Source organism: Brasilonema angustatum (genome assembly GCF_059505445.1).
This window is the reverse complement of the sequence record NZ_JCACKO010000151.1, coordinates 49061-68498: the sequence shown is the minus strand read 5'-3', so window position 1 is coordinate 68498 and position 19438 is coordinate 49061. Positions and strand designations below refer to the sequence as shown.

The 19438-nt window shown below is 40.3% G+C and carries 17 protein-coding genes; 14 read left to right on the top strand and 3 right to left on the bottom strand.

The window, feature by feature from the left end; genetic code table 11:
- The first annotated feature begins 87 nt into the window (after positions 1-87).
- Positions 88-1374, top strand: a complete 1287-nt coding sequence (locus AC5JM2_RS32515) for a hypothetical protein (RefSeq protein WP_495839788.1) — start codon at positions 88-90, stop codon at positions 1372-1374.
- Between the two features lie 24 nt (positions 1375-1398).
- Here the strand turns inward: AC5JM2_RS32515 and AC5JM2_RS32510 are convergent, their stop codons facing one another.
- Positions 1399-2115: an SDR family oxidoreductase gene (locus AC5JM2_RS32510; RefSeq protein WP_495839786.1), complete on the bottom strand. Its 717-nt coding sequence runs from the start codon at positions 2113-2115 to the stop codon at positions 1399-1401.
- Positions 2116-2403: 288 nt separating this feature from the next.
- Between AC5JM2_RS32510 and AC5JM2_RS32505 the strand changes: the two genes are divergently transcribed.
- The 10 genes from AC5JM2_RS32505 to AC5JM2_RS32460 all read left to right on the top strand — a co-directional run bounded on the left by AC5JM2_RS32505 (position 2404) and on the right by AC5JM2_RS32460 (position 13445).
- Entirely contained in the window at positions 2404-2829 is a 426-nt protein-coding gene (locus tag AC5JM2_RS32505; RefSeq protein WP_495839784.1) for a hypothetical protein, read from the top strand.
- 344 nt (positions 2830-3173) lie between these two features.
- Complete coding sequence (locus tag AC5JM2_RS32500) at positions 3174-3317, top strand: microviridin/marinostatin family tricyclic proteinase inhibitor (RefSeq protein ID WP_495839782.1); 144 nt, start codon at positions 3174-3176, stop codon at positions 3315-3317.
- A gap of 94 nt (positions 3318-3411) precedes the next feature.
- A complete protein-coding gene (locus tag AC5JM2_RS32495) occupies positions 3412-3579 on the top strand; it encodes a microviridin/marinostatin family tricyclic proteinase inhibitor (RefSeq protein ID WP_495839781.1) in 168 nt (55 codons plus the stop codon).
- Between the two features lie 653 nt (positions 3580-4232).
- Complete coding sequence (locus AC5JM2_RS32490) at positions 4233-5225, top strand: MvdC family ATP-grasp ribosomal peptide maturase (protein WP_495839779.1); 993 nt, start codon at positions 4233-4235, stop codon at positions 5223-5225.
- A 112-nt stretch (positions 5226-5337) separates the two neighbouring features.
- Positions 5338-6318: an MvdD family ATP-grasp ribosomal peptide maturase gene (locus AC5JM2_RS32485; RefSeq protein WP_495839777.1), complete on the top strand. Its 981-nt coding sequence runs from the start codon at positions 5338-5340 to the stop codon at positions 6316-6318.
- A 737-nt stretch (positions 6319-7055) separates the two neighbouring features.
- Positions 7056-9077 (top strand): ABC transporter ATP-binding protein/permease, encoded by a 2022-nt coding sequence (locus tag AC5JM2_RS32480; protein WP_495839775.1) that lies wholly within the window; start codon positions 7056-7058, stop codon positions 9075-9077.
- Positions 9078-9281: 204 nt separating this feature from the next.
- Positions 9282-9812 (top strand): GNAT family N-acetyltransferase, encoded by a 531-nt coding sequence (locus AC5JM2_RS32475; RefSeq protein WP_495839773.1) that lies wholly within the window; start codon positions 9282-9284, stop codon positions 9810-9812.
- 833 nt (positions 9813-10645) lie between these two features.
- The gene (locus AC5JM2_RS32470) at positions 10646-11332 is read left to right on the top strand and encodes a LabA-like NYN domain-containing protein (RefSeq protein WP_495839771.1); all 687 of its coding nucleotides are present in this window, start codon (positions 10646-10648) and stop codon (positions 11330-11332) included.
- A gap of 287 nt (positions 11333-11619) precedes the next feature.
- Positions 11620-12333: a response regulator transcription factor gene (locus AC5JM2_RS32465; RefSeq protein ID WP_495839769.1), complete on the top strand. Its 714-nt coding sequence runs from the start codon at positions 11620-11622 to the stop codon at positions 12331-12333.
- Positions 12330-13445, top strand: a complete 1116-nt coding sequence (locus AC5JM2_RS32460; RefSeq protein WP_495839767.1) for a sensor histidine kinase — start codon at positions 12330-12332, stop codon at positions 13443-13445. The genes AC5JM2_RS32465 and AC5JM2_RS32460 overlap by 4 nt, the downstream gene beginning before the upstream one ends.
- A gap of 167 nt (positions 13446-13612) precedes the next feature.
- Here AC5JM2_RS32460 and AC5JM2_RS32455 read toward each other — a convergent pair whose 3' ends face one another.
- Positions 13613-13882 (bottom strand): GlsB/YeaQ/YmgE family stress response membrane protein, encoded by a 270-nt coding sequence (locus AC5JM2_RS32455; RefSeq protein WP_495839765.1) that lies wholly within the window; start codon positions 13880-13882, stop codon positions 13613-13615.
- Between the two features lie 540 nt (positions 13883-14422).
- Between AC5JM2_RS32455 and AC5JM2_RS32450 the strand changes: the two genes are divergently transcribed.
- Both AC5JM2_RS32450 and AC5JM2_RS32445 read left to right on the top strand, forming a co-directional pair.
- The gene (locus tag AC5JM2_RS32450) at positions 14423-16858 is read left to right on the top strand and encodes an alpha/beta hydrolase family protein (protein ID WP_495839763.1); all 2436 of its coding nucleotides are present in this window, start codon (positions 14423-14425) and stop codon (positions 16856-16858) included.
- A 497-nt stretch (positions 16859-17355) separates the two neighbouring features.
- Positions 17356-18078, top strand: coding sequence for a polysaccharide deacetylase family protein (locus AC5JM2_RS32445; RefSeq protein ID WP_495839761.1), 723 nt, complete (start codon positions 17356-17358; stop codon positions 18076-18078).
- A 35-nt stretch (positions 18079-18113) separates the two neighbouring features.
- Here AC5JM2_RS32445 and AC5JM2_RS32440 read toward each other — a convergent pair whose 3' ends face one another.
- Complete coding sequence (locus tag AC5JM2_RS32440) at positions 18114-18440, bottom strand: helix-turn-helix transcriptional regulator (RefSeq protein ID WP_495839759.1); 327 nt, start codon at positions 18438-18440, stop codon at positions 18114-18116.
- A gap of 417 nt (positions 18441-18857) precedes the next feature.
- Here AC5JM2_RS32440 and AC5JM2_RS32435 point away from each other — a divergent pair, with 417 nt between their 5' ends.
- A complete protein-coding gene (locus AC5JM2_RS32435; RefSeq protein ID WP_495839757.1) occupies positions 18858-19229 on the top strand; it encodes a hypothetical protein in 372 nt (123 codons plus the stop codon).
- The last annotated feature ends 209 nt before the right edge of the window (positions 19230-19438 follow it).

Here is a 19438-nt window from a genome sequence, read left to right as displayed (position 1 = left end):
CCTATACCCTTACACCCCTTTTTCCTGACTTTTCCTTTGTTTGCGTCAGTCGTGTATTATTGACCAGTGGCATTAATTCTCGAATTTATGAGTATTCCATTTCATCAAAAACTCGGACTCACAGTCACTTTTGCTACCTCATTATTTATCGGTTTAGCCAATAGTAATCTGTCTGCTCAGTCAAAAACTAAACAACCGGAAAATTCTGTCCCACTTCAACAGCAGAATTCCTTAGCCTCAAGTCAAAAAAAGACTCTTTTGGTTCAACAAACCTCATATGAGAATTTAGACAAACAAAACACTCGTCCCTCTGAGCAAAAGTCAGCAGCAACATCAACATATTATCAAGTTATAGACGAGTTAAAAAAATATAAATTTAGTGTTCACGGAAATCAGGTTTTCACTTCTGGAAAGTTGCCGACGACGAAAGTTAATTTCAATCAATCAGACTTACTAACAGTTCTCGTTAACACTAGAAAGTATTATCAAGATTACGCTTCCGAAGACCAAAATGTTTTACGCACAGGAGCGCTTGCCACTCAAGGAGTGACTGTAGAAGACATTCTCAAAACCTTAGACTTCATGATTAGTGTTTTACAAGAAGATATTGCTAATAATCGAGCAACTCGTTTACAAGATCCTAGTTTTATTAACACTAATTTTCGTGTTATTAAGTGGTCTGCTTATCACTCTCCAAATTCTAGTAAAAAACAATTGCGGATTACAAAATATGCTGTTTTTACTCATCCAGCTTCTCATAAAAAAACTTCTAAATATAACATACCAATTTATAGCTTAAAAGATAACTCAACGTCTGAAAAGTTCTATACAAAATATACAAAGCAGGATGTATTATCAGGTATTTATGAACAAGGTGGTAAAGAATATGGAAAAGTGGAACCTCTTGCTTACTTAACCCGAGAAGGTTTTGAAGAAGCGCTGATGGAGGGAACAATACTTCTTAATTTTACGGATGGTTCTAAAGCGCTTTTTAATGTCGATAGAAGTAATGAGATGCCTTATCTTCGAGGAGTCGCAGCTACATCACAAAAGCGCTATTGGTATTTTAGACAAGTGGATGACATCAAAGGTTATGGATATAAGATAGATGCAAAAATATCCATCAAACCAGGAGTGACTTTTGCTGGAGATGTCTTAAATATTGGTTTAGGTAGAGTGATTGTTCTTGAGTATCCTAAAGGTGGACGTAAACAACTACAACTAGGAGTCCTTGCAGATACAGGTGGAGCATTTTTACCTAATCTCCATCAACTCGATTTTTTGGCAGGTATTTTTCAAGGTAGACAAGATTTTGGGCAGCATACTAGGCAACTGCCTGAATATGCTACAGCGTATATTTTAGTGAAAAAGTAAAAAAAGGGTGTTTTCAACCACAACCTAATACTCCTGTATGAGTGGATGAAGCATCAATTCATCAACGACTACATGTGACGGTGCATTGAGCACATAGCAAATGGCATCTGCAACATCATATGCACTCAGCCATCCTTGATGTGCCGGATCTCCCTGAGGTTGCGCATGGAATGATGTGTCAACCAAACCTGGAAAAATAGTGCTTACTTTAATGCCAAATCGTCGAACCTCCTTGCGTAAAGCCATTGAGAAAGCATCTTGAGCGAATTTTGTCGCACAGTAAGCAGTTCCTCCGTCAAAAACCCGTTTTGATACATCGGATGCAACTATGACAATATGCCCGTGTCCTTGTCGTTTCATATGCGGTACAACCTCACGGGAAAATAGAAAAGTACCCGTGACGTTAGTATCAAAAAGTTGCTGCCATTCACCAAGAGAATACTGTTCAACTTCCCCAAATTTTCCTATGCCTGCATTGTTCACCAGAATATCGATTGAACCGAAACGTTCAACGCAATGTTGAACCGTGGAGAGAACAAAAGGTTCTGCCGCAACGTCCCCGGCAAATACTTCACATTCATGTCCCTGGTTTTGTAGGTGCGCTTTGAGTTCACCTAAAAGTTCACTAGAGCGAGCAACTAAAGCAAAGCGAACTGTCTTTTGTGTTTCAAGCCTCGACACCAGCGCTTTGCCAATGCCTTTTGTGGCTCCTGTGATGAGGATTGTTTTATTTTCTAGCATGAATACATTACTGCGATCGCAAGCAAGTGCAAACCATTTTTTGGTCTGGCATTGTTATCTTTCTTTTTTACAAAAAACATCTTGATATGCAATATTTCTACATTTAACGACACAATTTAACCACGAATAAACAGTAATATGAAACAGTTTCTTTCAATCTTGAAGCGAAACCTCCTCGTTGTCCTGCTGATATCTCTTTTGATACTCACAAACCCCGGAATTGTGCAAAGTGCTGCATCATCCAGTCATTCCTTTCCTCAGAACTGGCAAGGCACATGGAGCGGCACAATGTCTAATCGCCCTGTACAAGGGCGGTCTCAAAGTGTACCAATGACACTCCGAATTCAGCCAATCTCTAATAACCCCACACGCTACAGTTGGCAAATCACTTATGGAACGGGAGCGAAAAAGCTAGTACGTAATTATGAGTTGGTTGTTAAGGATCAAGGCGCTGGTCACTTTGTGATTGATGAGAAAGATGGAACTCTCATTGATGCGTGGTGGTTTGGGGACAGACTCTACAGTCAATTCAGAGTCAAAAATAGATTGCTCAATACACAATATGAGCGACAAAGTAATCGGCTTCACTATGAACTGGTTACCTATCAGTCGGTGAGTTCAGCTCAAGCGGAGAATGACCAGCAAAAAGTTCCTTTTGAGAGCTACCAATTACAGGTTGTTCAGTCTGCTGAACTATCGCCCGTAAAAGAGTAATTGTCTCTCGCCTTTTTTGCATGAATTGGGATGCTTCCAAATCAAGCTTTTTTAGCCAACATTTTTTCATCTTTCTAATACATGATTACTTTTTTGTCAACCGTCTTAAGTGTCTTAACTGTCTTAACTGTCCTAATTATCTTATGTTCAATTTCTTATAGCCATCCCATTTGATGTGTAAAAGTTTTCAATTCCACCAAACTCTCTTTATAAAAGGAACCTGGTTCATGTGTGTTCAAAAATCATTGAGGATTGCTATATAGTTATTTCTTAACTGTTGTTGCATTGATATTGGTAACTAGTATAAGATAATTTAGGTAAAAAAATTCTCACGAGGAAATACCATGTCTACAAACACAGTAAAAACATCGGATGTAAAAGCAGTACCATTCTTCGCCCGCTTCTTGGAAGAGCAAGTTGCTGAACAACCAAATACTGCTCCATATCCCAGTACTCTCAAGTTTCCTTCCGATGTGGAAGACCGCTAAATTAGTGTGAGCTTGATCTAAAATTAAGCGAGTAGCAGTTATCAAATAACTGAAAAGTACTGATTACTATCAACCAATATCCAGAAATAATTCCATGTCTACAAACGCAGTTAAAGCATCAGATGTGAAAGAGGTGCCATTCTTCGCTCGCTTTTTGGAAGAGCAAGTATCTCAACAGTCAGATAAGGATAAGTCAGATACTCCTCCTCCTCCTCCTCCCCCCTTCACTTTGAAGTATCCTTCCGATTGGGAAGATCGCTAAATAAGCGTGTTCTTCTACTCAAATCAAGGCAGTTGCAGTTATTCAATAACTAAAAACTACTTCTTAAAGCGTGATCGTTACCATTTTAAGGGTACTATTAAATGGTAACGGTCATGCTTTAGTAATAAAGTACAGCTTTGGCAAGAAGTATTTTCCAAGGAGCGGTGAAATGTCACGGTGCGTTAAGTCTCTGACTAAATCAGATCTTGCACTGTTTTCAACAACCGCCTCAGAATTCATTCTGAGGCTAATAGCTTAACTGAGATCTTGCACCTGCTTTTGGATCCGCCAATAAATAAATTTCTTGGCTCAAAGGTCAAGTAAGCTAAAGCTTACTGAATATAAATTCCAGTCCGTTTTAACTCCTAACTTGCACATTTTATAAGCCTTATATAGCAAAGCTTTTAGCCCTCCTTTGAAAAATGTACAAGTTTTATTTGTTGCTAGCGGCGAAAAAACGCGGCTAGTCGGGCGCTCACATCTTGCACCAGTTGCGTTATTGCAATTTTTGTAAGGTGGGCACTGCCTAGAGTTCGCTCAAAACCTTATTTTTACGTTGTGGACAGTGCCCACCCTACGGTTATTGAGAATGGTGCAAGATATCAGTAATACCTAACATCTACCTCCTAAAAACTTTCAAAGAAAATGTTTTTATGCACTTGTCGCGTGATGTTGTTTTATTAATTACTCACAGTGGTGATTTCTTCACAATAGATAGAGTGGCAGAAGCTTTGTCAAAAAAAGGGGCAGAACCATTCCGTCTTGACACCGATAAGTTTCCGCTAGAAGTCCAATTAACAGCGCACTTTAACAAATCCAAAACTTATCACACCTTGGAGTATGGCACTCACTTTATCAGTACAGAGCAGGTGCAAGCTGTTTGGATGCGACGCATTTGGGAGCCAGAACTGAGTAAAGAATTGGCTCCACAGTTCCGAGATGCCTGTATTAGAGAATCACAGGCAACTTTGGATGGTTTTTGGGACAGTCTTAAAGAAGCCCGTTGGGTAGATGATTTAGAGCGGATAAATGTTGCACACAATAAGCTACGCCAACTGCGGGTTGCGTCTGAGGTAGGTTTTGTCATCCCCCAAACTCTTGTCACCAATAAAGCTGAGTCAGCACGGGAGTTTTTCCAACAAGTCAACGGAAAAATGGTGAGCAAGCTATTAACTGCTCTCTCCCACAGTATGGAAGCCACCTCTTTCTTTCTTTACACCAGCACTGTTAAAGAAGAAGACTTGCTTGATGCTGAGTCACTGCGCTATTGCCCAATGGTTTTTCAAGAGCAAATTCCTAAGCAGTCGGAATTGCGGGTGGTGTATGTGAATGGAAATGTATTTGTGGGGGCGCTAGATGCAAATGTTTATACAGCATCCAAAGTTGATTGGCGTAAACCTGGTGTTGAGGTTGGTGCATGGCAACACTATGAGCTTCCTGATGAAGTGGTGCGTCGTCTCAAAGTTTTTATGGGTAAATTTGGGCTTTTGTTTGGGGCGTTAGATTTTATTGTCACACCATCAGGAGAATATGTATTTTTGGAAGTTAACCCCGTAGGAGAGTGGGGAATGCTGGAACGAGATTTAGACTTGCCGATTTCTGGTGCGATCGCAGATGCCCTACTTCAAAAAAAGGATGAAGGCTAAAGGCTGAACTGAATCTTTGTCTTGAAAGTGCTGAGTGCTAAGTTAAGAGTGCCCACCCTACAAAAATTGGTTCAGATTTACTACGTGGTATCAATATAAAATCTAAAATAAAATGACAGTTTTAATAATCACTTTTAGTAAAGACAACGAGAGTATTCCTCCGGTAATCAAAGCAATTGAGGCTAAAGGAGAAAAAGCATTTCGTTTTGACACAGACAGATTTCCCACTGAAGTACAACTAGATATTTACCATGGTGATTCTGAACGGATCATTATTACTGATGGTGAACAGAAGCTCGATTTGAGTGAGGTGTCCTCAGTTTGGTATCGAAGGATGCGCTACGGGCAAAAAATTCCCGACACGATGGACAAGCAATTTAGAGACGCTTCAATTGAGGAAACTCGCCGCACTGTTAGGGGGATGATTGCCAGCCTCAAAGGATTCCACTTTGACAAAATGTCAAATGTCGATCTAACCAATAATAAGCAACTACAGCTGCAAGTCGCACGAGAGGTTGGTCTTTTGACTCCGCGTACCCTGACTACAAACAATCCAGAAGCAGTGAAGCAATTTGCCCAAGAATGTAAGGAGCAAGGTATTATTACAAAAATGCTTTCTTCCTTTGCCATCTATGGTGATAAAGGAGAAGAAATGGTTGTTTTCACCAATCCAATTACAGATGATGATCTGGATAATCTGGAAGGACTGCGTTTCTGTCCAATGACGTTTCAAGAAAACCTGCCAAAGGCGCTGGAATTGCGGACAACTATTGTGGGACACCGTGTATTTACAGCCGCAGTAAACTCCCAAAAGTTGGAGGGATCTACTTTTGATTGGCGCAAAGAAGGGAGGGCATTGAGTAACGCTTGGAAACCCTACGATTTACCCGAAGATGTTGAGAAAAAGCTTCTCAAACTGATGGCTTATTTTGGCTTAAACTATGGGGCAATTGATATTATCGTTACACCCGATGGTCGGCATGTATTCCTTGAGGTTAACCCAGTTGGGGAGTTTTTCTGGCTGGAGATGTTTTCACCACACTTCCCGATTTCTGGTGCGATCGCAGAAATTCTACTCACTACCAAAAAATAAATCATCCCATTTTAATTTATAGCGATTGTCTTGAATTTTAAGCGAACGTCTTTATCGCAAGGAAGTAAGAGACGCACCTTGAGGTGTAGCAAACAAAAAAACCCAACAACAGAGTTGATTGAAAACTGGTATGGAAAAACATGAATAAAGCGAAAAATTTACCTCTTCAAGTGGCTCGTGGTTTTAAATCATAGAGTCAGTTTTTTTGTAAATGAGTATTAATTTTGGAGTTTAGACTAGTTCCCGGTGCGAAACTCAGAAGGCTGATTCTATCAAGCATAAAAACCAAGGTTTTGGTTCCTGGAAACATCTTAAATTCGTACCCTTATTTTTTGGAAATTTAGTTTTGCACCGGGAACTAGACTAGTTCCCGGTGCGAAACTCAGAAGGCTGATTCTATCAAATGAGAATTTACCAACCAAACTACGAGTGTATTAGCGAGTAACGAGCGTCAGGCGAAGCGAAGAAAAGCGACAAGTAGAGACAGCATTGCAGTAACATGAGAAAATGGCCAGTGAATCCGATTTCACCCTCAAAGACCATTATTCAAATACCAATTTGACTACGTGATTATTCCAATGGATCAAAGAAAACAAGTAGTGCAAGCAAGATGCTCACAAATTTTAACCAAAGTAGGCTAGAAGCCTGCACTACGAAACACCATAAATTTAAACATTTGGGATGCTTTCTTTTGCTACTACATTTCACTCAAATAAGAATAACTATATTTTTAGAATATGCCAACTCAAGTTGTTCGTGATAAAACCATAACGAATCCTTTTTCGACTTTGACTCAATTTTGGGAGGATGTCAAAGTAGTTGCTCAACCTTACTGGTATCCAACAGAGGTAGGATCAAGAGCTTTCTCAGACGTAATTCGCTCATGGGGAATGCTGATTGTCCTAATATTATTAATAGTTGCACTTATAGGGGTAAATGCTTCAAGTAGCTTCTGGAATCGCTATGTACTCGATATCATTATTGAAGAGAGAAATCTTTCTAAGTACACAAGTACGTTATGGGTTTCCACCCTTTTTATTGTCGTGATAACGCTCTTGGTAGCGTTTTCTAAATATATCAGAAAAAAAATAGCTATTGATTGGTACAAATGGCTAAATAATCACATTTTAGAAAAATATTTAAGTCGTCAAGCATATTATAAAATAAATTTTCAATCCGATATTGGTAATCCAGATCAACGCATATCTCAAGAAATTGAACCGATTACCAGCAGTGTTTTGAGATTTTCAGCTACTTTCCTAGAAAAAACGCTGGAAATGATAAGTTTTTTAATAATCCTCTGGACAATTTCCTCAGAAATCGCAATATATCTGGTTATATATACGATTATAGGTAATTTGATTGCTGTTTACTTAAATAAAAAACTGAATCAAATTAATCAAGAAGAACTTGAATTTAAAGCTGACTTCGCTTATTGCCTGACTCATGTTCGGAATCACGCTGAATCGATAGCTTTTTTTCAGGGAGAAAACGAAGAATTAAATATTATTCAACGCAGATTTAATAATGTTCTGAAAAGCGCTGAACGTAGGCTAAATTGGGAGAGAGGTCAGGATGTTTTTAACAGAGGATATCAGTCTGCTGTAACTGTATTTTCGATGTTCATACTCACACCTTTATTTCTTCAAGATAAAATTGATTATGGAGAAATTAATCAAGTTAGTTTAGCGTGCTTTCTATTTTCTAATGCTTTGGGAGAATTAATAGCTGAATTTGGGACTTCCGGACGATTTTCTAGTTATGTTGAGCGTTTAGCTGAGTTTTCGGATGCGTTAGAAGCTGTTACCAAACAACCAGAGAATGTAAGTACTATTAAAGCAATAGAAGATAAGCATTTGGCTTTCGAGAATATCACCTTACAAACACCAAACTATGAGCAGGTGATCGTCGAAGACTTGTCACTGTCTGTTCAACCAGGAGAAGGGTTATTGATAGTTGGTCCGAGTGGTCGAGGTAAAAGTTCTCTGTTAAGGGCGATCGCTGGTTTATGGAATGCAGGAACTGGTCGTCTGGTGCGACCTCCCCTAGAAGAAATGTTGTTTTTGCCCCAACGTCCTTATATAATTTTAGGAACATTGCGCGAACAGTTACTCTATCCTCATGCAAATCGGCAAATGAGCGATCGCGAACTAGAAAATATTTTGCAACAAGTCAACCTCCAACACTTGCTGACTCGCGTTAATGGTTTTGATACAGAAGTTCCTTGGGAGAATGTATTGTCGTTAGGAGAACAACAACGTCTTGCTTTCGCGCGACTATTAATTAGTCGTCCTAGCTTCACGATATTAGATGAAGCAACGAGTGCTTTGGATTTGAAAAATGAAAGTAATTTATATCAACAGTTACAAGCAACTAAAACAACTTTTATCAGTGTTGGACATCGGGAAAGTTTGTTTAATTATCATCAATGGGTTCTGGAACTTTTACAAGACTCTAGTTGGCAACTTATTTCCGTAGAGAATTATCGACAGCAAAAAGCAATTGTCATTAATTCCCCCGAAGAAGCTCAAATAACAATCGATGTTTCACCCAAACATCAATCTCAAAAACAAGTACAAATCTTGGCTGAGATAGATAAAATCAAAGGGCTTTCTCATAAAGAAATGCAGACATTAACAGACTCTTCCATTAATACCATTAGAGGCAAGGCAAGTTTAGGTAAATTCATCACTACTAAAGATGGTTTAACTTACCGCTATAACAAAGACCCAAAAGTATTGAAATGGGTAAGAGTTTAGCGGCTACCCACACTTTTTATAATCCTATCCTTTTTATGATATTTATACAGTCAAAAAATGCTCAAGTAACGATGCAGTAGATTAGACCTCTTGCAAAAGTGAGATTTTATGAGGCTATGTTCCCTGTTAAGCGTTCCCTGTTAAGCGTTTCCAACTTCTGCAAGAAGTCTATTGTAAATAGTTCAAGCTCTTAAAGCACATAATATGGAAAATATAGTTACCACACAATTGTATTTAGTACCCTTTAAGCTGGAAATAGTAAAAGCAGCAATCATTGGAAATGCTGAATTAGAAAAAGTTCTGGCGGTTACAGTTTTGCCAAACTGGTGTGAAGAAGAGTTTCTTCAAAATTTACCAGGTATTCCAGAGATCTTTTGCAAAGATCCGTTACAAGGTGAATGGGGGTGGGGAAGTTTAATCATTCAGAAAGCAGAAAATACGCTGATTGGTCATACTATGGTCAAAATTATCCCAGATAGCACAGGTTCACCCACAGGTTCATTAGAAATTGGCTATTTTATAGTTCCATCGTATCGACAGCAGGGATATGCGTCTGAAGCGGCAAAAGCCACAATAGAGTGGGCATTTTGTCAACCAAATGTGCAAAAAGTGACTGCTGGATGTGATCCAGATAATATAGCCTCAAAGCGGGTGCTAGAAAAAATTGGAATGCAGCTTATAGAATCACGAGAGAAGGTATTGGTATGGGAATTATGCAAAACAGCTACCATATAGTATTCTGTATAGTAATTCTGTCTGCTTTAAAGATAAATTTTTTTTGAGAACTTTAGTTGTATACATAGTGGTGTTTATTTATGTCCAGTTAGCAATTGTCAGAATATAAAAAGCCCGCTGTTAAGTTTAAATCTTTTCTAAGAAAAAACCAACTTCTGGCACTCCAGATTATAATATCCAGAATCAATGTTATGCCTGCCTCTGATGGCACTGCTAATCTCACCCAACCGGTATGCAAGGGAGCACACGCTTGAAGAACGAGTACCAATTAAGGGGTGTGGGAAACCTCGGTACATAACTGGATTCACCACTCGCCTGGACGTGGGAAACGCGCCTACATAGCCCTGGATTCACCACAAACGCGCTACCTCACCCTGGCACTGTTCTGGGGAACGCAGAGGCTTATGTGCTTTCTTGCACTATTTTTATTTTTATCAAGAAATAGCGTGGTATCCATCCCTATAAAAAGCAGTCTTTATATTTTTGGTAATTTTTTGAATTTTCATCAGAAAATTTATCAATACAATATGATGTTATATATAGACGAGTCACACGCCTAGTTACAATAAAGTTAATGTTGATAGATCACTCAGATTATGCTAATTAATAAACATGCTGCTTTTAGTTGAGCACCTGCATATGTTTAAGTCAAGAGTTGAAAGTATAAAGCCAAAAGATTTTTTGAGCTTTATATTTTTGAAAATTAGGAGCAGTTGAGTATATTTAACATTATTGACATTAGACGATTTTTTGTCAAGGTGATAACCTACTAGAAGTTATCTATTGTCAATTTTCCCAAAAAGACTTGCAAATTTTGAAATTCAGAGGTATTAATGAATCTTGCTGGTTTTAACAAAGAAAAAAATCAATATAAATTAGTCAAAGATCAATTACATTGGCAAGAAGAATGCCACAGAGAGATTACTGACCAAGATAAAGATAGAAAAATGTCCGTGACTAAGATTGATCAATCCATTTTCGGTAATTTAAATCGGGGTCGAGTAGCCATTTTCATTGATGGAGCGAATTTATTTCATGCAGGTTTACAACTCGGTATTGAAATTGACTATGCTAAACTTCTTTGTTGTTTAACTGAAAAGGCAAAACTTTTACGTGCTTTCTTTTACACTGGAGTAGATCGTACAAATGAAAAGCAGCAGGGTTTTTTGCTGTGGATGCGTCGGAATGGCTATCGTGTTGTTAGCAAAGATTTAGTACAATTTCCAGATGGATCAAAAAAAGCCAATTTAGATGTAGAAATTGCTGTAGATATGATGAATTTAGCTCCTTACTACGACACTGCAGTCTTAGTCAGTGGTGATGGAGATTTAGCTTATGCAGTTAACGCTCTTTCCTATCAAGGAGTTCGAGTTGAAGTTGTCAGCATACGCTCAATGACGAGCGATAGTTTGATTGATGTTACTGATTATTTCGTTGACATAGAGACAATCAAACAATACATTCAAAAAGATTCCCATTCCTGCTACAACTACCGACCTCTGTCGAATTCTAGTTTGTAAAAGACAAAGTTTTTAAGGACGGCTTATATTATTTCACCAACATTTCGATAAAATTCATTTCCTCTGTCTCTCTGTCTCATCAGAGGAAGAACTACTTACCGATATATATCAACCTTAAAGTCAAATGATATTACTATAAACTTGGCTACCAATAAAAGAAATATAACAATAAATTGTAAAATGTTTGACTATATTTTGTCTATCAACCCTGATCTTGATAGATAAATATCAGTTACAATAGCAACCTAATAAATGACCTTGTGCATTCTGCTTGCCGATAATTTAGTATGGACATTCTCATCGTTGAAGATGAACCCGAAATTGCCCAGTTAATCCAAATGTCTCTGGAAAAAGAAGGTTTTTCCTGTCGCGTTAGCAGCGACGGTTTGAACGCCTTACGAATGTTTCAGGAGCAATCACCAGATTTAATTATTTTAGATTTAATGATTCCTGGTTTAGATGGTTTGGAAGTCTGTGCAAGAATTCGGCACAAACCTGGTGCAAAAGACCCGTATATTTTGATGCTTACAGCTAAAGGTGAGGAAATTGATCGCGTTATTGGCTTATCTACAGGCGCTGACGATTACATGGTCAAACCCTTTAGCCCCAGAGAGTTGATTGCTAGAGTACGAGCGCTATTGCGGCGTAGCCTCCGCTACGGGTCACAAAATCAGGTGTACCGTACTAAACACTTTATTGTGGATGTAGAGCAGCGGACGATAAGTCGCCAAATCAATTCTCAGGAACCAGAAGTGCTAGATTTAACTACCTTAGAATTCAATTTGTTAAGCACCTTTATTAGCAATCCTGGTCGAGTTTGGGATCGCACCCAACTTATTGACAAACTTTGGGGAGATAACTTTTTTGGTGATGAGCGCGTGGTGGATACTCACATAGCTCGGTTGCGAAAAAAAATTGAGCCAGACCCTACTAATCCAACTTTTGTGAAAACTGTTGTTGGAGTTGGCTATAAGTTTGAAGATTCTTCTGTTATTTTATGAGAAAAACGGGGTGGCGTTGGGCAAAGTCATTACCTTTGGCATCACGCCTATTTATCTCCCACTTACTGGTGATGATAGTAGGAGTCGCTAGCTTCGTCATTATCAGCAAAGTCTCTTCCCCTCGCTTTTTCGTTCTGCATTTGGAACGATTGGAAAAAAGAGGATATGACTTATTTGATGTTCGTACTGAGTTAGTTAACAGCTTTGAATTTGCTTGGAGACGAAGCACTGTATGGTCGGTGTTAGCTGGTGCTACGGCGGCTGGAGGACTGAGTTACTGGGTGTCTAGATTGATCATGCAGCGGTTGACACAGATGGAACAAATCACCCAAAAGTTTGCAACTGGTGAATTTGATGCAAGACTACCTTTATCAGATATTCCAGAATTGAATCGACTTGGTGCTAGTTTCAACCGTATGGCAATAAGTATAGAAGGGATAGAAGCGCGACGGCGGGAACTAATTGGAGATATGACCCATGAACTACGAACGCCATTGACAGTCGTACGCGGTTACTTAGAAGAACTTGCTGATGGAAGTATTGAACCCTGTGCAGAAATTTATTTACGACTCGCAAAAGAAACAAAGCGTTTAGAGCGGTTGGTCAACGATTTGCAAGAACTCTCTAAGGCAGAAGCGGGTTATCTTCCGATAAAGGTACAATCAGTCAATCTACGTCCTTTATTAGAGTCTTTAGTAGAGAAATTTGCTGACCAACTGCTAGATGATGGACCTGTTCTGAACTTAGAGTGTTCATCGAAACTCCCTTTGGTGTTGGCTGATATTGACCGTACAGAACAGGTGCTGGTCAATCTACTTGGTAATGCAGTGCGTCATACCACTAAAGGTTCAATTACCCTCCGTACTTGGGCTGAAGCCTCTAAACTATGGATTGCAGTCATTGATACAGGGATGGGAATTGCCAAAGAAGATTTGCCGTATGTCTTTGAACGCTTCTGGCGAGCTGACAAGTCTCGCGATCGCCATTCTGGAGGAACAGGTATTGGTTTAACCATCTCCCGCCGTTTAGTCGAACTGCAAGGGGGTCAAATTTTAGTAGAAAGTCAGCTAGGATCGGGCAGCACGTTTCGTTTTTTCCTACCTTTGGCTTAAGTCTTCTTCTGGTGTCAGTTGGATTCTAAGTAAAGCGGGCATTGTGATTATTTCAACAATACGCCTTCTCTATAATTAATAGCAAAAAGATCTACTTTCTTTAATAATGGATGATTCGTAATTGTATTCCGAACTACGAATCACTAATAATAAATTGTTAACTTGCATTAAACAGCTCTGCGAGCAAACGAATACCAAATGAAAATAGCAATTAGTGCACCAAGAACAGCTAAACCTAAACCAGCGATGCTAAAGGTAGGAGCTGCTAGGGCTAAAGTTCCAGTAGTGAGGAAAACTCCTAAAGTTCCACCGATGAAAGCACCTACTATTCCCAACACGATAGTCGCAAGGATTCCACCACCTTGATAACCAGGATAGATAGCTTTAGCAATTGCACCGGCTAAAAGGCCTAAGACCACCCACGCGATGATGTTCATTTGTTAAATACCTTCCATTTTTGTTGCGATTAATATTAAGTTTAACACTGCAATAGTTTTAGTCATCTTTCAGAAGAAATAACTTTAAAAACCTTAAGGAATAAGTAAGCCGACACAAATAAAGTTAACTCGTTTGGGTTGTGATTAGTGATAAGTCATAACTCATTGCTCAGAGTTTCAGTACTTTCTCTCTTCGTAGTTCTGTTTATTCCTACTTAGTTTTAAAAGACTCCGCATAAATCTGTAAAAACAAGATGTTGAAATTATGGCTGAGGTTATACTTTTGTGAGAAATAGCTGAGTCTAGATAGTTCTCTGTTTGGGAGTAAAAGTATCTAATATTACTTCAAATAAAGTAAGTGAACATTGAAAAATCAAAAATAGAGTCCGTACCCTACAAAAATTGCTTTTGATTGAATCTAGATTCCTTACTCACTACGTTTCCCTCGTGGCGGACATTTTACATTTGAATAAAGTTAATCTGCTTATAAGAAGCAATGTAGAAGTCTCAACACACTAGTAGCAAAGTGAGCTTTTCTGGATGTATTCTAAGTCAGGTGTTGGTAATTTGGAATATGAACTTGCCAACATCCGACTCGAAATGGACAATCTCTCTATAAATCACCCGATTATTGAACAACTCTGGCAATCTCCTCCAGAACCGATTAACCAAATTCTGGATGCTCCATCGCCACCCGCTATTCTGCTGTCTCCCAACAGAGAATGGATGGTAGAGTTGGAAAGACCATTGTTGGTTCCCATTTCCTTGCTTGCAGAAACGGAAGTTCCTCTGGCAGGTTTTTTGATCAATCCCAAAACGAACGCACCTGCTCATCCTAACCCTTTTCAAACCATGAGAGTTAGGAGGTTCCCTTTCTTAGAGATGAGCAAAACCGTGGGGCTTCCTGACAACGCCCAGATTGGTTACCTAAAGTGGTCACCTGATAGCCGAAAACTTGCTTTTACTCTGACTCAAGCAACAGGACTGGAATTATGGTTTGTGGATGTTGCAGATTTTATTCCCAAGCAGTTAACACAGCCAGTTCTCAACGCTGCATATGGAGAACCCTATCGTTGGCTGTCAGATGAGACGCTTATTTGCAAGTTCATTTTGGATCATCGCCCCAAACCTCCCTCTGAACCAGCCGTTCCACCAGGACCGCTTATTCAAGAAAATCTCAAAGGTAAAAGCCCAACTCGCACCTACACAAATCTACTGCAAAATCCTCACGATGAGGCACTACTTGAATACTACTTAACCTCTACCTTGGAGAAAGTAATGCTAGATGGTCAACGTACTTTGTTAGTGTCTAGCAGTCTCATTCATGAAGCCATACCTTCGCCTGATAGCAAATTTATCCTACTCACCACGCTGCACCGACCGTTTTCTAACGAAGTTCCAATCTCGTATTTTCCCAAAAAAATTGAAGTTATTGATGATATAGGAAAATGGGTTTATGAGGTTGCTGACGTCCCTCTTTTTGTCCGTCGTACAACTAAATTTGATGAAGTCCGCACAGGACGTAGGGGAATCTCTTGGCGCACCGATGTAAAAGCGACATTATCTTGGCTAGAAGCTTTAGACGAAGGTGATCCAACAAAGGACGTTCCCAAACGCGATGCTTTATTTGAATTGGATGCTCCTTTTACAGATACACCAAAGCAACTCTGGGAATCTGAGTACCGCTTTGCGAACCTTGCTTGGGGTAAAGAAGATGTCGCTTTGGTTTCGGAACGATGGTACGATACCCGTAAACAACGAATCTGGCGCATATATCCCCAAGCGCCTGAAACACCGCCGCAATTACTCTTTGACCGTAGTTATGAAGATAAATACACTGATCCTGGGTCAGCCTTAATGACTATAGGACCTTACAGGTATAAAGTTCTGCGCTTTACACCACAAGGCAATATCATTTACCTTAATGGGCGAGGAGCTTCACCCAATGGAGCGTATCCGTTTTTAGATTGCTTCGATTTAGAAACAGGACAGAAGCAACGCCTATGGCAATCTCAAGACCCATATCTAGAGGAAATCGCTTATGTGCTGGATGATGAAGCACAAACTGTGATTATTCGTCGCCAATCTCAAACTGAGCCACCCAATTATTTTCTCTTAAACCGTCGCGAGAACCAAAGTCCTATCGCGCTAACTCATTATCAAGACCCTGCTCCTCAGTTGGCTGGAGTTTACAGTGAGTTGGTAAAATATCAACGGGCTGATGGTGTGCAACTCTCAGCAAAACTGTATCTGCCTCCTGGTTATGATGCTAAGCGTGATGGTCCTCTGCCGATGTTATTTTGGGTTTATCCAGAAGAATTTAAAGATAAAGAATTTGCAGGACAGATTACGAAATCTGAAAACACTTTCAGCCGTCCCAGCCGTGCTTCTGTTTTATTTCTTCTCACTCAAGGCTATGCAGTTCTTTCTGGTCCGACTTTACCGATTATTGGCGAAGGCGATGTAGAGCCAAATGATACTTATGTAGAGCAGTTGATTGCGGGAGCACAAGCAGCAGTAGACTATGTGGTAGAGCGTGGTATTGCCGACCCCAAACGTATTGGTATTGGTGGACATTCTTACGGTGCGTTTACAGCAGTAAATTTGCTAATACACACTGATTTATTTAGCATAGGTATTGGTAGGAGTGGGGCTTATAACCGAACTCTCACTCCTTTTGGTTTTCAAGGAGAGCAACGCAATTTCTGGGAGGCACAACAAACTTACATTCATATGTCTCCTTTTACTCATGCAGCTAAAATCAAAGCACCACTTTTACTGATTCATGGGGACAAAGATACCAATCCTGGCACTTATCCACTACAAACGGAACGACTGTATGAAGCGCTTAAGGGGCTGGGAGCAACTGTTCGCTTGGTAGTGTTACCTTTAGAAGACCACGGCTATCGCTCTCGTGAAGGAGTTGCTCATGCACTTTGGGAGATGGTGAACTGGTGCGATAAGTATCTCAAATAATTTATGCAACAAGTAACAGTGATCGTTACAGCGTTTTTCAATTGATTTGACCAAAACACGCGGGTGTAGGGGTATAGGGGAGGACAATGCCCTTACCACGCCAGAGGCCTCAAGTCGGGGAACCCTTTCGGCAGTTCCTCATGGGGAACCAGTACTGAAGCGCGTAGCGTGGCACTTTGTGCCTTTGTGCCATAGGAGGGTTCCCTCACGCTTGTTCTGGCGTTGGAAACCCCCAAGACCGGACTGCCTCACCCCGGCACTGGCTCCCCTTACACTCCCTTTTTCTTGACATATAGCAACGGACAGGAAGCTTAGGACAACAATAAATTCACAATATACGCGCTTTGAAGGTGTCTACCGCCGACTTGTCCTAACGGCTTTGGCGACTGCTATACAGCAAAAGAACATCTGATAAAAAAGTTGGAAAAATCCGGAACAGATGACTACGCTTTCGTTATATTACAGTACATAAAACCAAAAGCAGCAGGTAGGTCGAGATGCAACTGGCTCCATTATTTCCGATTTTCTATCGCATCCTCAAACCAACGTTTCCTAACTGTCTTTGGTGTGGTGATGCAAATTCCAAAATTATCGCACTGACATTTGATGATGGTCCACATCCTCAATACACGCCACAACTGCTGAAAGTTTTAGAGCGTTACAATGTTACGGCAAGTTTCTTCTGGCTAGGCGCTTGCGTTAACCGATCGCCAGGTATAGCCAAACAGGTGTGCGATCGCGGACATTGGATCGGATTGCATGGCTATGATCATCAAAATTTTCCCATGCTGTCCCCAACAGAACTTCAACAGAGCTTAGAAAAAACCCAAGCTGCTATTTACAATGCTTGTGATCTGACACCCGATAAAGTGCGCGATGTCCGTCCACCCAATGGTTTGTTTACACCTACAACATTAAAATTACTAAATCAATGGAACTATCGACCTGTTATGTGGAGCGTTGTACCGGAGGACTGGGTAAGACCAGGAATCGCCACTGTGGTGCAGCGAATTCTCCAGCAGGTCTGTAATGGTTCACTAATTGTTTTGCATGACGGTATGTGCGGCGGACAAGATGTCACCGCAACGACAGAAATCCTCATTCCTCAACTTATGGAACAAGGCTATCAATTTGTAACGGTAGACACTCTCTGGCAGGAAGTGAGGGGGGTGGGGGCTTTGCGGTCTCCTTTGGGGATGGGTAACAGAAATAATAACTGATGACCCTTGAGCTTGATTTTTGACTAATGACTAACTTATCGTTTTGGAACAACTTCAGATTCAAAGCTGGGAGTGAGGGAAACCTCCTCAGTTCCTAATAAATGATGTATCTCGCTTAGTGAACTAGGTTTTGCAGCAGGCTCCTCTGGTGAATCACTTATGTATTGAACTAAATCTTCCACTTGGCAATTCAGAGCTTTGCAAAATCTAATAATTCTCTCAATGTGTTCTGTCCCCGTCCTTCCGCTTTCCCAGTTCTGAATAGTGCTTTCAGTCACGCCCACGAGGCGTGAAAGCTCAAGCTGGGTCAGTCCTGCCTTTTCACGTAGAAAAGCTATCCGTGGTTTTGCCTTTTGTTTCACAGCTATAGCGCGTATATATCTAACCTTAGCCGTAGATCCTAGCACCAAAAAAAACTTGTGCCCAAAAAATTTTGTCCAAAAACTTTTGTCCAGGTCTTGACGCACTTAAAATCTTTGGTTAAAACATTAAAGTATATAATTCACTTCTATCTCTAGTCATCTCTAGGGGGGGAAGGGTGAACCAGAGGGCAAATAAACGGCTTAAAATATTTTTCAAAAATCTTTTGGATAATTGCGGAATGATGTAACTCGACAATGTAGCTCTCAATAGCAAAACAAACAGAGAAACAAACACCACAAGGAACTCCTTAAGGTAGAAATACATCTAAATACCTACGTACGGTGGCAACGGTGTTCACTCTCACAAAAAACAACAAATACGAAAACAACACACACAACTGACAAGGTTAAAAAATTATGTTGAACAAATCTATTGCTTTCGGTTTACTGGCTGCAGGTTTGATGATTGCTCCAACCGCCGCATTCGCAGGTCAATCACAGAGTTCAGACCAGTATACAGAGCAAAATGGTGCAGCAGTAAACGGTAGTTCTACAGTTCAAACCTCCACAACCAACAGCCGCCAAGTGCAAAATGCAAGAAGCCCTCGCACTACTGTTATCAACCGCCACGGATATCCTTACGGTAGCAGCACTTACCGTCGTACTGGCAAAGTTAACCAAGATCAAAATGGTGTCCAAACGACCAAGCAAAGTGGTGCAGCAACTGATGGTTCTACCACTGACCAAAACAGCCGCACCAACAACACTCAGCGCCAAAATGCTCGTTAGTCGCTAGTCATTGATTTGCTGCTTCGGCGTTGCCAAATATTTGCTCAAAATGCAACGCCATACTTTCACCACAACAGATAAGTTTTCAGTTTCACCACACACAACTAATAAGGTCAAAAAATCATGTTGAACAAATCTATTGCTTTCGGTTTATTGGCTGCAGGTTTGATGATTGCTCCAACCGCCGCATTCGCAGGTCAATCACAGAG

What these genes read in the sequence shown, in the direction of transcription:
- AC5JM2_RS32455 (WP_495839765.1), bottom strand. Translation starts at nt 13,882, where the DNA reads ATGAACATCATCGCGTGGGTGGTCTTAGGCCTTTTAGCCGGTGCAATT.
- AC5JM2_RS32505 (WP_495839784.1), top strand. Translation starts at nt 2,404, where the DNA reads ATGTCTAATCGCCCTGTACAAGGGCGGTCTCAAAGTGTACCAATGACA.
- AC5JM2_RS32470 (WP_495839771.1), top strand. Translation starts at nt 10,646, where the DNA reads ATGAATCTTGCTGGTTTTAACAAAGAAAAAAATCAATATAAATTAGTC.
- AC5JM2_RS32475 (WP_495839773.1), top strand. Translation starts at nt 9,282, where the DNA reads ATGGAAAATATAGTTACCACACAATTGTATTTAGTACCCTTTAAGCTG.
- AC5JM2_RS32460 (WP_495839767.1), top strand. Translation starts at nt 12,330, where the DNA reads ATGAGAAAAACGGGGTGGCGTTGGGCAAAGTCATTACCTTTGGCATCA.
- AC5JM2_RS32500 (WP_495839782.1), top strand. Translation starts at nt 3,174, where the DNA reads ATGTCTACAAACACAGTAAAAACATCGGATGTAAAAGCAGTACCATTC.
- AC5JM2_RS32445 (WP_495839761.1), top strand. Translation starts at nt 17,356, where the DNA reads ATGCAACTGGCTCCATTATTTCCGATTTTCTATCGCATCCTCAAACCA.
- AC5JM2_RS32465 (WP_495839769.1), top strand. Translation starts at nt 11,620, where the DNA reads ATGGACATTCTCATCGTTGAAGATGAACCCGAAATTGCCCAGTTAATC.
- AC5JM2_RS32435 (WP_495839757.1), top strand. Translation starts at nt 18,858, where the DNA reads ATGTTGAACAAATCTATTGCTTTCGGTTTACTGGCTGCAGGTTTGATG.
- AC5JM2_RS32490 (WP_495839779.1), top strand. Translation starts at nt 4,233, where the DNA reads ATGCACTTGTCGCGTGATGTTGTTTTATTAATTACTCACAGTGGTGAT.
- AC5JM2_RS32450 (WP_495839763.1), top strand. Translation starts at nt 14,423, where the DNA reads ATGTATTCTAAGTCAGGTGTTGGTAATTTGGAATATGAACTTGCCAAC.
- AC5JM2_RS32485 (WP_495839777.1), top strand. Translation starts at nt 5,338, where the DNA reads ATGACAGTTTTAATAATCACTTTTAGTAAAGACAACGAGAGTATTCCT.
- AC5JM2_RS32510 (WP_495839786.1), bottom strand. Translation starts at nt 2,115, where the DNA reads ATGCTAGAAAATAAAACAATCCTCATCACAGGAGCCACAAAAGGCATT.
- AC5JM2_RS32480 (WP_495839775.1), top strand. Translation starts at nt 7,056, where the DNA reads ATGCCAACTCAAGTTGTTCGTGATAAAACCATAACGAATCCTTTTTCG.
- AC5JM2_RS32515 (WP_495839788.1), top strand. Translation starts at nt 88, where the DNA reads ATGAGTATTCCATTTCATCAAAAACTCGGACTCACAGTCACTTTTGCT.
- AC5JM2_RS32495 (WP_495839781.1), top strand. Translation starts at nt 3,412, where the DNA reads ATGTCTACAAACGCAGTTAAAGCATCAGATGTGAAAGAGGTGCCATTC.